At 74.0% G+C, this 12208-nt stretch carries 9 protein-coding genes; 6 read left to right on the forward strand and 3 right to left on the reverse strand.

Annotated elements, in window-relative coordinates; all coding sequences use genetic code 11:
* Positions 1 to 109: 109 nt before the first annotated feature.
* Both IH44_RS0104260 and IH44_RS0104265 read left to right on the forward strand, forming a co-directional pair.
* Positions 110 to 526: a DUF485 domain-containing protein gene (locus tag IH44_RS0104260; RefSeq protein ID WP_030458029.1), complete on the forward strand. Its 417-nt coding sequence runs from the start codon at positions 110 to 112 to the stop codon at positions 524 to 526.
* A complete protein-coding gene (locus IH44_RS0104265) occupies positions 523 to 2127 on the forward strand; it encodes a cation acetate symporter (protein WP_030458030.1) in 1605 nt (534 codons plus the stop codon). The genes IH44_RS0104260 and IH44_RS0104265 overlap by 4 nt, the downstream gene beginning before the upstream one ends.
* Positions 2128 to 2198: 71 nt before the next feature.
* On the opposite strand, the gene IH44_RS0104270 is transcribed toward IH44_RS0104265, so the two are convergent.
* Both IH44_RS0104270 and IH44_RS0104275 read right to left on the reverse strand, forming a co-directional pair.
* Positions 2199 to 3104 carry a sucrase ferredoxin gene (locus tag IH44_RS0104270; RefSeq protein ID WP_030458031.1) on the reverse strand — a complete coding sequence of 302 codons (906 nt, stop codon included), beginning with the start codon at positions 3102 to 3104 and terminating at the stop codon, positions 2199 to 2201.
* Positions 3105 to 3192: 88 nt separating this feature from the next.
* On the reverse strand, positions 3193 to 5643 hold the full coding sequence (locus tag IH44_RS0104275) for a DNA topoisomerase (ATP-hydrolyzing) subunit A (protein ID WP_030458032.1): 2451 nt from the start codon (positions 5641 to 5643) through the stop codon (positions 3193 to 3195).
* A 237-nt stretch (positions 5644 to 5880) separates the two neighbouring features.
* Between IH44_RS0104275 and IH44_RS0104280 the strand changes: the two genes are divergently transcribed.
* The 3 genes from IH44_RS0104280 to IH44_RS0104290 all read left to right on the forward strand — a co-directional run bounded on the left by IH44_RS0104280 (position 5881) and on the right by IH44_RS0104290 (position 10150).
* Positions 5881 to 7212 (forward strand): pitrilysin family protein, encoded by a 1332-nt coding sequence (locus IH44_RS0104280; RefSeq protein ID WP_030458033.1) that lies wholly within the window; start codon positions 5881 to 5883, stop codon positions 7210 to 7212.
* Between the two features lie 17 nt (positions 7213 to 7229).
* The gene (locus tag IH44_RS0104285) at positions 7230 to 8597 is read left to right on the forward strand and encodes a pitrilysin family protein (protein ID WP_030458034.1); all 1368 of its coding nucleotides are present in this window, start codon (positions 7230 to 7232) and stop codon (positions 8595 to 8597) included.
* Positions 8598 to 8956: 359 nt separating this feature from the next.
* On the forward strand, positions 8957 to 10150 hold the full coding sequence (locus IH44_RS0104290) for an RtcB family protein (RefSeq protein ID WP_030458035.1): 1194 nt from the start codon (positions 8957 to 8959) through the stop codon (positions 10148 to 10150).
* A 7-nt stretch (positions 10151 to 10157) separates the two neighbouring features.
* Here the strand turns inward: IH44_RS0104290 and IH44_RS0104295 are convergent, their stop codons facing one another.
* Positions 10158 to 10790 carry a TetR/AcrR family transcriptional regulator gene (locus IH44_RS0104295; RefSeq protein WP_051816539.1) on the reverse strand — a complete coding sequence of 211 codons (633 nt, stop codon included), beginning with the start codon at positions 10788 to 10790 and terminating at the stop codon, positions 10158 to 10160.
* An 80-nt stretch (positions 10791 to 10870) separates the two neighbouring features.
* Between IH44_RS0104295 and IH44_RS0104300 the strand changes: the two genes are divergently transcribed.
* Entirely contained in the window at positions 10871 to 12082 is a 1212-nt protein-coding gene (locus IH44_RS0104300) for an MFS transporter (protein ID WP_081966716.1), read from the forward strand.
* The last annotated feature ends 126 nt before the right edge of the window (positions 12083 to 12208 follow it).

The following is a 12208-nucleotide window of genomic DNA, read 5'->3' on the forward strand; positions in this document are numbered from 1 at the left end:
ACGTTCAGGTAGCTGGTTCGGGTGAACGTATCTGCGCGGGTTTCGTGGTGGGGTTTGTGACGCTCCATCATGGTTCGGTCGTAGTGACCGAATTGATGAGGTGTCGGCTGTGGCGCAGCAGGAGAGAGTCGACTGGTGGGCCGCGGCCGCCTCCCGGCCCCGGGTGGTGGGGCAGCGGCGGACCGCGGAACCGGCCCCGCCGGAGGAACGGGTCGGGCGGGAGGTCTACCGCAGCGTCCAGGACAGCGACGCGTTCCAGGAGATCAGGCGCGGCTACCGCTCGTTCGTCTTCCCGGCCAGCGCCGGGTTCCTGGCCTGGTACCTGCTGTTCGTCGCGGCCCAGGCGTTCGCGCCGGAGCTGATGCGCGAGCGGGTCGCCGGGCCGCTCAACCTGGCCTGGCTGCTCGGCCTCGGCCAGTTCGCCTCGACCTTCCTGCTGACCTGGCTCTACGCCCGCAACGCCCGCACCAAGCGCGACCGAGCAGCCCTCGAACTGCGCTGGGACACCCAGGACCAACTGCGATGACCCCACACCCCAGCCACGGCCTGGCGGTGGCCCTGTTCGCCGTCGTCGTCGCCGTCACCCTCACCATCACCGTCTGGGTCGGCCGCCGCGGCCACGCCGCCGAGGACTTCTACGCCGGCGGACGCGACTTCTCGCCGCTGCAGAACGGCTTCGCGCTCTCCGGCGACTACCTGTCCGCCGCGTCCTTCCTCGGCGTCACCGGCCTGATCGCGCTGTACGGCTACGACGGCGTGCTCTACAGCATCGGCTTCCTGGTCGCCTGGCTGGTCGTGCTGATGCTGGTCTCCGAACTCGTCCGCAACGCCGGCCGCTACACCCTGGCCGACGTGCTGGCGCTGCGGATGCGCCAGCGGCCGGTGCGCGCCGCGGCCGGACTGGCGTCCATGGTCGTCACCCTGATGTACCTGATCGCGCAGATGGTCGGCGCGGGCAGCCTGGTCGCCCTGCTGCTCGGCACCGACAGCGGCGCCGCCAAGGGCTGGACCATCGTCGCGGTCGGCGGCCTGATGATCGTCTACGTGACGGTCGGCGGGATGCGCGCCACCACCTGGATCCAGATCGTCAAGGCGTTCCTGCTGGTGGCCGGCTCGGTGCTGCTCACGGTGCTGGTGGTGGCCCGCTTCCACGGCGACTTCGGCGCGCTGATGAACGCCGCCGCGCAGCACAGCGGCGTCGGCGACAAGTACCTGGAACCCGGGCTGCGGTACGGCTCCAGCCCGATCAGCCGGCTCGACTTCGTCAGCCTCGGCCTCGCCCTGGTGCTCGGCACCGCGGGCCTGCCGCACATCCTCAGCCGCTTCTACACCGTGCCCACGGCGCGGGCCGCCCGGCGCTCCACGATGTGGGCGATCGGGCTGATCGGCTGCTTCTACCTGATGGCGATCGTGCTCGGCCTCGGGGCCGGCGCGGTGGTCGGGGCCAAGGCCGTCCGGGCCTCGAACCCGGCCGGCAACACGGCCGTCCCGCTGCTCGCCCTCGACCTCGGCGGCGGGCCGGACTCCACCTGGGGCCTGCTGCTGTTCGCGGTGATCTCCGCGATCGCCTTCGCCACCATCCTCGCCGTGGTGGCCGGCCTCACCCTGGCCTCCTCGGCGGCCTTCGCCCACGACCTGTACGCGCGGGCCTGGCGCCGCCCCGAGGAGCGGCAGGTCTCCGAGCGCGAGGAGGTGATCGCGGCCCGGATCTCCGCCGTCGTGATCGGCGGACTCGCCATCGTGCTCAGCCTGTTCGCGCAGCGGCTGAACGTCGCCTTCCTGGTCGGCCTGGCCTTCGCGGTGGCCGCCTCGGCCAACCTGCCGACCCTGCTGTACTCGCTGTTCTGGAAGCGGTTCACCACCCGCGGCGCGGTCTGGTCGGTGTACGGCGGCCTCGTCCCGGCGGTGGTGCTGGTGCTGTTCTCGCCGGTCGTCTCCGGCGCGAAGACCTCCGTGCTGCCCGGTCTGGACTTCCACTGGTTCCCGCTGGAGAACCCGGGCCTGGTCTCCATCCCGCTCGGCTTCCTGGCCGGTTGGCTGGGCACCGTCCTGGACCGGGAGCCGCCGGACGAGGACGGCTACGCCGAACTGGAGGTGCGCGCCCTGACCGGGGCGGGCGCCGCCTAGCGGCCGCGGAACGGCCGGGGCCGCGGCGGGAGTCGATCCTCCTGCCGCGGCCCCGGCCGTTCCGCGCGCGGTCAGGCGGAGAGGGCCTCCAGCGCGACGACGTCCATCCGGGACGGGGTGCCCGGGTTCTTGCCGCAGCTCTCCGGGCGCGGCGGCTCGCTGCGGGACTCGGTGACGGTGGCCCGCCAGCGGCGGCCGTCGGCGTGCCGCACCTCGACCGTCCAGGGGGAGCCGCCGGGGGACGGGTGCAGGGTCAGCGCGTCGGCGGCCGTCTCGCCGGACAGCTCGCGGACCGCCTGCTCGGCGGCCTGGGCCGGACGCGGCCAGTAGGAGCGGCCGCGGGAGTGCGCCGGGACGGTGTGGCCGGCCGCCGTCGCGGCCAGCACCTCCTTGGCGGACTCGGCGGTCAGCCGCCCGTACGCGTAGCCGTGCGGCAGCACCAGCACGGTCGGCGAGAAGCGGTGGCCGCCGAGGTGGGTGACCTCCCAGACCTCGCTGTGGCCGGCCGCGGCCAGGTCGGCGGCCAGCGGGCGGCCGAGCAGCGCGCAGCAGCGGTCGCGGCGGCCGTTGGTGCACACCAGGGCGATCGGGCCGCCGACGTGCGGGGCGCCGAAGGAGCCGTGGTCGCCCGCGCCGAGCGCGGCGAAGTCCAGGCCGAGCAGCTCGGCGGGGTCGGCGACGTGCCCGCGGCGGACCCACGGGTCGGCCGGCGAGGTGTGCGCGAGCAGCACCTCGTGCCGGGCCGTGGCGTCGCCGTCGGCGTGCCGGCCCGGGCGGCGGATCAGCGCGATCCGGACGCCGGTGCCGTCCGCGGCGGCCTCCAGGGCGGCCCCGAGGCCGGCGTCGAGGTGGCTCTCGGTCACCGCCCGCGCCCCCCACGGACCGGACTGCTCGATCAGCAGCCAGGTAGTGGCGGTGGCCGCGGTGGCGGCCAGCGGCTCGGCCAGTTCGTGCGACAGCGTCGTACAGGTGCTCACCCGCCCCACCCTAGTGCGAACCGCCGCCCGGGCAGGGACGGGGCGGAGACGGCGGGCCCCGGGCCCCGTGCGGGGCCCGGGGCGGGGGTCACATCCGGGTGCCGACCGCGCCGATCGGGGACGGGACGGGGGTGCCGGAGCCGTCGCGGCGCGGGTCGCGCTCGGGGAGCGCGACGGGCCGGCCGGTGGTGGTCGCGCCGAGGGCGGGCAGCGGGCCGGCCCAGGCGAAGGCGAGGCCGTCCTCGCCGCGCAGGAAGCGCTGGCAGCGGACGCCGCCGGTGGCCCGGCCCTTGCGCGGGTACTGGTCGAACGGGGTGAGCTTCCAGCTGGTCTGCTCCTCGCCGGCCAGCGTGCCGGAGGCGGCCGCGACCGACAGCACCACCGCGTCCTGCGCCGGGTCGACCGCGGCGAAGGAGAGCACCTTCGCGCCGTCGGCCAGCTTGATGCCGGCCATGCCGCCGGCCGGGCGGCCCTGCGGGCGGACCTGGCCGGCCGGGTAGCGCAGCAGCTGGGCGTCGGAGGTGATGAAGACCAGGTCCTCCTCGCCGGTGCGCAGTTCGACCGCGCCGACCACGGCGTCGCCGTCCTTGAGCGCGATCACCTCGAACTCGTCCTTGTTGGCGGGCCATTCGGGCACCACCCGCTTGACCGTGCCCTGCACGGTGCCGAGCGCCAGGCCGGGGGAGGACTCGTCCAGGGTGGTCAGCGCGATCGGCCGCTCGTCGGCCTCCAGCCGGAGGAACTCGGAGACCGCCGCGCCGCCGGACAGCGTCGAGGTGCCGGGGGGCAGCGCGGGCAGGTCGATCACCGGCAGGCGCAGCACCCGGCCGGCCGTGGTGACCAGGCCGACGTCGCCGCGGGCGGTGGCGGGGACGGCGGAGGCCAGCACGTCGTGCCTGGCGCGGGCCGCGTCCTGCTCGCCGACCGGCTCCAGGTCGAAGGTGCGGGCCAGCAGCCCGGTGGAGGAGAGCAGCACCCGGCACGGGTCGTCGGCGACCTCCAGCGGCACCGACAGCGCGGCGGACGGCACCGAGCCGGCCTCCAGCAGCACGGTGCGCCGCTCGGTGCCGAACTGCTTGGAGACGGCCGCGAGTTCGGAGGAGACCACGGAGCGCAGCTTGGTGTCGGACTCCAGGATCTCGGTCAGCTCGGCGATCTCCTTGAGCAGCTTGGCCTGCTCGGCCTCCAGCTCGACCCGGTCGAAGCGGGTGAGCCGGCGCAGCGGGGTGTCCAGGATGTACGCGGTCTGGATCTCGGAGATGCCGAAGCGCTCCATCAGCCGGTCCTTGGCCTGGCCCGCGTCGTCGCTGCTGCGGATGATCGCGATCACCTCGTCGATGTCGACCAGCGCGACCAGCAGGCCCTCGACCAGGTGCAGCCGGTCCTGGCGCTTGCGGCGGCGGAAGTCGCTGCGCCGCTTGACCACCGTGAAGCGGTGGTCGACGTAGACCTCCAGCAGCTCCTTGAGGCCCAGCGTCAGCGGCTGCCCGTCGACCAGCGCGACGTTGTTGATGCCGAAGGTCTCCTCCATCGGCGTCAGCTTGTACAGCTGCTCCAGCAGCGCCTCGGGGACGAAGCCGTTCTTCACCTCGATGACCAGGCGCAGGCCGTGCTCGCGGTCGGTGAGGTCCTTGACGTCGGCGATGCCCTGCAGCTTCTTCGCGTTGACCAGGTCCTTGATCTTGCCGATCACCTTCTCCGGGCCGACCGAGTACGGCAGTTCGGTGACCACGATGCCCTTGCGGCGGGCGGTGACGTTCTCGATCGAGGTGGTGGCGCGGATCTTGAAGGTGCCGCGGCCGGACTCGTACGCGTCCCGGATGCCGGAGAGGCCGACGATCCGGCCGCCGGTGGGCAGGTCGGGGCCGGGGACGAACCGCATCAGGGCGTCGAGGTCCGCGGAGGGGTGCTTGATCAGGTGCCGGGCGGCGGCGACCACCTCGGACAGGTTGTGCGGCGGCATGTTGGTGGCCATGCCGACCGCGATCCCGGTGGCGCCGTTGACCAGCAGGTTCGGGAACGCCGAGGGGAGCACCTGGGGCTCCTGCTCGGAGCCGTCGTAGTTCGGGCCGAAGTCGACGGTGTCCTCGTGGATCGACTCCACCAGCGACATCGAGGCCGCGGTCAGCCGCGACTCGGTGTAGCGCATCGCGGCCGGCGGGTCGTCGTTGCCGAGCGAGCCGAAGTTGCCGTGGCCGTCGATCAGCGGCAGCCGCATCGAGAACGGCTGCGCCAGGCGCACCACGGCGTCGTAGATCGAGGCGTCGCCGTGCGGGTGCAGCCGGCCCATCACCTCGCCGACCAGGCGCGCGCACTTGACGTGGCCGCGCTCCGGGCGCAGGCCCATCTCGTTGGCCTGGTAGAGGATCCGGCGGTGCACCGGCTTGAGGCCGTCCCGGGCGTCCGGCAGGGCCCGGGAGTAGATCACCGAGTAGGCGTACTCCAGGAACGAGCCCTGCATCTCGTCCACGACATCGACGTCGAGGATCCGCTCCTCGAAGTCACCGGGCGGCGGGGTGGGCGAACTGCGGCGGGCCATCGCTGCGGGGCTCCCTTGCGGTACATGCGGGACATGGGGGTGGGCGGACGCGGGCGCGAACGCCCCCCATTGTGGACCCTCGGTGGGACAGCACCCGTCACCCGGGCCGCTTCCGCCGCTGGCGAACGCGTCCCGCTCCCGGACACCTGACGGCGGCACCCGGCGTTGCACCACAATGGGGACGTCACACGCCCCCGGCCCGGAACACTCCGGAACCGACGACGGGAAGGACCCCGCATGGCCAACCCCGCGCCCGCAAGCGGCCTCGCCATCACCGAACACCGCCTGGCCAACGGCCTGCGGGTGGTGCTCTCCGAGGACCACCTCACCCCGGTCACGGCGGTGTGCCTGTGGTACGACGTGGGCTCCCGACACGAGGTCAAGGGGCGCACCGGCCTCGCCCACCTCTTCGAGCACCTGATGTTCCAGGGCTCGGCGAACGTCTCCAACAACGGCCACTTCGAACTGGTCCAGGGCGCCGGCGGCTCGCTCAACGGCACCACCAGCTTCGAGCGCACCAACTACTTCGAGACCATGCCCGCCCACCAACTGGAGCTCGCGCTCTGGCTGGAGGCCGACCGGATGGGCTCGCTGCTGGCCGCGCTGGACGAGACGTCCATGGAGAACCAGCGCGACGTGGTGAAGAACGAGCGCCGCCAGCGCTACGACAACGTGCCCTACGGCACCGCGTTCGAGAAGCTCACCGCGCTGTCCTTCCCCGACGGCCACCCCTACCACCACACCCCGATCGGCTCGATGGCCGACCTGGACGCCGCCACGCTGGAGGACGCCCGGTCGTTCTTCCGCACCTACTACGCGCCCAACAACGCGGTGCTGGCGATCGTCGGCGACCTCGACCCGGAGCAGACCATCGCCTGGGTGGAGAAGTACTTCGGCTCGATCCCGGCCCACGACGGCAAGCAGCCGCCGCGCGACGGCGCCCTGCCGGAGACCCTCGGCGCCGAGGTGCGCGAGCTGGTCCGCGAGGACGTGCCGTCCCGCGCCCTGATGGCCGCCTACCGGCTCCCGCACGACGGCACCCGGGAGGCCGACGCCGCCGACCTGGCGCTCACCATCCTGGGCAGCGGCGAGTCCTCCCGCCTCTACAACCGGCTGGTGCGCCGCGACCGCACCGCCGTCGCGGCCGGCTTCGGCCTGCTGCGGCTGGCCGGCGCGCCCTCGCTCGGCTGGCTGGACGTCAAGGCGGGCGGCGAGGCCACCCTGGAGCAGATCGACGCGGCCGTCGACGAGGAGCTGGCCCGGTTCGCCGCCGAGGGCCCCACCGCCGAGGAACTCGAACGGGCCCAGGCGCAGATCGAGCGCGAGTGGCTGGACCGGCTCACCACGGTGGCCGGCCGGGCCGACGAACTCTGCCGCTACGCCGTCCTGTTCGGCGACCCGAAGCTGGTCAACAGCGCCCTGCCGAAGGTCCTCGACGTCACCGCCGAGGAGGTCCGGGCGGTCGCCGCCGCCCGGCTGCGCCCCGACAACCGGGCCGTGCTGGTGTACGAGCCGACCGGCGGCGACGCCGACGACAGCAACGACAGCGACGAGGAGGCGGCGGCGTGAGCGACTACACCCCCGCGATGGAGTTCCACCCGCAGCCGCAGCCCGGCACCCCCACCCCGTGGGCGTTCCCGGCACCCGAGCGGCTCACCCTGGCCAACGGGCTGACGGTGCTGCACTCCCACCGCCCCGGCCAGCAACTGGTCGCCGTGGACGTGGTGCTGGACGCGCCGCTGGCCGCCGAGCCGGAGGGCCTGGACGGCGTCGCCTCGATCCTGTCCCGGGCACTGTCCGAGGGCACCGACACGCTCAGCGCCGAGGAGTTCGCGGGCGAGCTGGAGCGGGCCGGCGCCACCCTGGACGCGCACGCCGACCACCCGGCGATCCGGGTCTCGCTGGAGGTCCCGGCCTCCCGGCTGGAGCGCGGCCTGACCCTGCTCGGCGACGCGCTGCGCGCCCCCGCGCTGCCCGCCGACGAGATCGAGCGGCTGGTCGCCAACCGCCTCGACGAGATCGTCCACGAGCAGGCCAACCCGGCCCGGCGCGCCGCCAAGGCGCTGTACGCCGAGCTGTTCCCGGCCGCCGACCGGCTGTCCCGGCCGCGGTCCGGCAGCGCCGACACCGTCAAGCGGATCGACCGGGACGCGGTCAAGGCGTTCTACGACGCCCACCTGCGCCCGTCCACCGCCACCGCCGTGGTGGTCGGCGACCTCACCGGCGTCGAGCTGGCCGGGTTGCTGGAGTCCACCCTGGGCCGGTGGACCGCGGAGGCCCGGGAGCCGGCCGTGCACGGCCCGGTGGCGGGCGACGACACCGGGCGGGTGGTCATCGTCGACCGGCCCGGCTCGGTCCAGACCCAGCTGCTGATCGGCCGGATCGGCCCGGACCGGCACGACCCGGTGTGGGCCGCGCAGGTGCTCGGCACCTACTGCCTCGGCGGCACCCTCACCTCCCGGCTGGACCGCGTGCTGCGCGAGGAGAAGGGCTACACCTACGGCGTGCGGGCGTTCGCCCAGGCGCTGCGCTCGTCCGCCGACGGCACCGGCCGCGGGCTGCTGGCGATCAGCGGCTCGGTGGACACCGAGTCCACCGCGCCCGCGCTGCAGGACACCTGGACCATCCTGCGGACGCTGGCCGCCGAGGGCCTGACCGACGCCGAGCGGGAGGAGGCCGTGCAGTTCCTGGTCGGCGTCGCCCCGCTGAAGTTCGAGACGGCCGGCTCGGTCGCCGCGACCCTGGCCGACCAGGTCGAGCAGTACCTGCCGGACACCTACCAGGCGGACTTCTACCGGAAGCTGGCCGAGCTGGACACCGCGGCCGCCACCCGCGCCGTGGTCGCCGCGTTCCCGCCGGACCGGCTGGTCACCGTGCTGGTCGGCGACGCCTCGGTGATCGCCGAGCCGGTCAAGGCGCTCGGCATCGGGGACGTCACGGTCCTCGCCAACTAGCCGTCCGCGCACGGGGGTCCGACGGGGCGTCAGCCCCGCCGGGCCCTCGGCTTTCCCGCCCGTTTTTAATGCCTTGCGCCCTCTCGGCGCGGCGTGGGTAGATATCCCCGACCGGGCGACAGCCGCGCGGTCGGACACAGTGCGGAAGGAGGCGGTCACCATGCGGGTCGAGCCACGACGACGCTCCCCGAGGCTGCCCTTCCGTTGCTCCCTCCGCACCGCCTGAGCAGTTCCCCGCGCAGCGCCCGTCCGCTGCCCGCGGCCCCGGAGCACCGGGCCGCCCCCGATCTTCCCCGCCGCCGCACCGGGCCCTTCCGTGCGGCACCATGAACCCATCCGACCCAGGAGGTCGAACCCCCATGTCGTACACCGAGGTACCCGGCGTCCGCGTCCCGATCCGGATGTGGACCGACCCGGCCACCGTCGAGGGCCAGGCCATGGAGCAACTGCGCAACATCAGCACGCTGCCCTGGCTGCACGGCCTCGCCGTGATGCCGGACGTCCACCTGGGCAAGGGGGCGACGGTCGGCTCCGTCATCGCGATGAAGGGCGCGGTCTGCCCGGCCGCGGTCGGCGTCGACATCGGCTGCGGGATGACGGCCGTGAAGTCCTCGCTGACCGCGAAGGACCTCCCCGACGACCTGTCGCACCTGCGGCACCGGATCGAGCAGGCCATCCCGGTCGGCCGCGGCCTGCACGGCGACCCGGTCGACCCGGGCAAGCTGCACGGGCAGTCCACCGCCGGCTGGGCCGACTTCTGGCAGCGCTTCGACGGCATCGCCCCCGAGGTGCGCTGGCGGCGCGAGCGGGCCGCCCAGCAGATGGCCACCCTCGGCGGCGGGAACCACTTCATCGAGCTCTGCCTGGACGACGACGGCGCGGTCTGGCTGATGCTGCACTCCGGGTCGCGCAACATCGGCAAGGAGCTCGCCGAGCACCACATGTCGATCGCCCAGGCGCTGCCGCACAACCAGGGCCTGATCGACCGTGACCTCGCGGTCTTCATCGCCGACACCCCGCAGATGGCCGCCTACCGGTCGGACCTCTTCTGGGCGCAGGAGTACGCCAAGCACAACCGGGCGCTGATGATGGCCCTGTTCCAGGGCGCGGTCCGCCGCGAACTGCCCAAGGCCAAGCCGACGTTCGGCGAGATGATCTCCTGCCACCACAACTACGTGGCCGAGGAGCGCTACGACGGCGTCGACCTGCTGGTCACCCGCAAGGGCGCGATCCGGGCCGGCTCCGGCGAGTACGGGATCATCCCGGGCTCGATGGGCACCGGTTCGTACATCGTGAAGGGCCTGGGGAACACCGCCTCGTTCAACTCGGCCTCGCACGGCGCCGGCCGGAAGATGAGCCGGAACGCCGCCAAGAAGCGCTTCACCACGGCGGACCTGGTCGCGCAGACGGCGGGCGTCGAGTGCCGCAAGGACTCCGGCGTGGTCGACGAGATCCCCGGCGCGTACAAGTCGATCGAGAAGGTGATCGAGCAGCAGCGGGACTTGGTCGAGGTGGTGGCGCACCTCAAGCAGGTGATCTGCGTGAAGGGCTGACGCCCCGTCAACTCCCTCGCGGGTCGCGCTCCGGGGCGAAGAAGTACCGGTCCATCATCAGCGCCGCGTCCGCGAGGACCTCCGGATCGCCGTCCGGGTCCTCGCGGAACGCCACGCTGAGCAGCTGGATGCCCACGGTCACCGCCAGGCCCGCCCGGCGGCGGGTCCCGGCGGTGTCGGCCAGGCCGAACGAGGCGACCAGCACCTGGTGCACCCGGGCGGCGATCAGCGCGTCCACCTCGTCGCTCAGGTCCACCAGCGAGGGGATCTTCGGGCTGTGGAACCACGACTGCCGGTAGCCGGGCAGCGCCCGCAGCCGGTTCGCGTACGCCTCGACCACCCCGGCCAGGAAGCGCTCGGAGGACGCCCCGCAGGCCGCCACCGCCTCCGGGGCGGTGGCGGCCTCCAGCAGCCGCAGGTCGCCCTCCATCCAGCTGTGCTCCAGCGTCTCCAGCACCGCCTCCTTGTCCGGGAAGAACCGGTACAGCGCCCCGACCGACATCCCGGCCTCGGCCGCGATCTGCTTGGTGCTGAGCTGCTCGAACGGCACGGTCTCCAGCAGCCGGGCCGTGGTGGCCAGGATGCGGGCGAACTTCTCGCGGCTGCGCTGCTGCTGCGGCTCGCGGACCAGGGGGGACACGGCTGGCTCACTCTCCTCGTACGGCGCCGGGCGGGCAGGGCCCTTGACGCGCCACAAGAACATGAACGATATTCTCGTTCATGTTATTGCGCGGCTTTCCCACCCTCTGGGCGTCCGTCACCATATCCAGCCTCGGCGACGGCATGCGCTTCGTCGCCCTCCCGCTGCTCGCCGTCGGGCTCACCGACGACGCGCGACTGATCGCCCTGGTCGCGCTGGCCGGACAGCTGCCCTCGCTGCTGCTCGCCCTCCCCGCCGGGGCCTGGGCCGACCGGACCGACCGCCGCCGGATGCTCCTCTGGTCGGACGCCGCCCGCACCCTCGTGGTCGGCGCCCTGGCCGTCGCGGTGGCCGCGGACGCCGTCCGGATCGGCTGGCTGGTGCTGGCGGCCCTGCTGCTCGGCGCCGGGGACGTCGTCTACGGCGCGGGCTGGTCGGGCATGGTCCCCACCCTCGTCCCGCCCGCCGGGCGCGCCCGGGCCAACTCCCGCTTGCAGGCCGGGGCCCTGATCGCCGACACCCTGCTCGGCACCCCGCTCGGCGCGGTCCTGTTCGGGCTGGCCGCGGTCCTCCCGCTCGCCGTCGACAGCCTCTCCTTCGCCGTCGCGGCCGCCCTGGTGCTCCTGCTGCGCGGCGACTTCCGTCCCGGCGGAGCGGGGCCGCTCCCCGCCCGGGCCCCACTGGGGCAGCAGGTCGCGGAGGCGCTGCGCTGGCTGCGCGACCGCCCCGTCCTGTTCCGGCTCTGCCTCGCCCGCGGCCTCACCGGTGCGGTCGCCTCCGGGCTGATCGCCGTCCTGGTCCTCTACGCGGGCCGCGCCCAGCACCTCGGCCCGACCGGGTTCGCCCTGCTGGTCGCCGTGTTCGCCGTCGGCGGCCTGCTCGGCAGCGCCCTCACCCCGCGGCTGCTGCACCGCTGGGGCGCCCGCGCCACCATGGTCGCGGGCGTCCTCGGCTCGGGGGTCTGCGCCCTGCTCATGGCGCTCGCCCCCACCCCCGCGGTCTCCGCCCTCGCCGTCGCCGGCTACGGCGCCACCGACTTCGCCTGGGCGATCGGCGGGCTGACCCTCCGCCAGTCCCAGGTCCCGTCCCGCCTGTTGGGCCGGATCTCGATGGCCTACCAGCTCGTCTTCAGCGCCGCGGGTGCGGCGGGCGCCGCCCTCGCCGGGCTCCTCGCCCACCAGTGGGGCCCCCGGGCCCCCTACTTCGCGGGCGCGGCCCTGCTGCTCGCCGTCCCCCTGCTGCTGCCGGGAGCCCGCCGCGAGGCGGAGGGCTGGGCGCTCGCCGAGAGCTGAAGAGGAGGGGGCGGGGGCGCCGCCAGGGGCTCGGGGAGCGGCGGGTCCGTGCGGCCGGGTGCGGGGGAACCGAACCGGAAGCCGGTGCGCGCCCCGGCCGCGCACCGCCGGCAGCGCCGGGCTCCC

This window comes from Kitasatospora sp. NRRL B-11411, from assembly GCF_000721345.1.
GTDB lineage: Bacteria > Actinomycetota > Actinomycetes > Streptomycetales > Streptomycetaceae > Kitasatospora > Kitasatospora cineracea.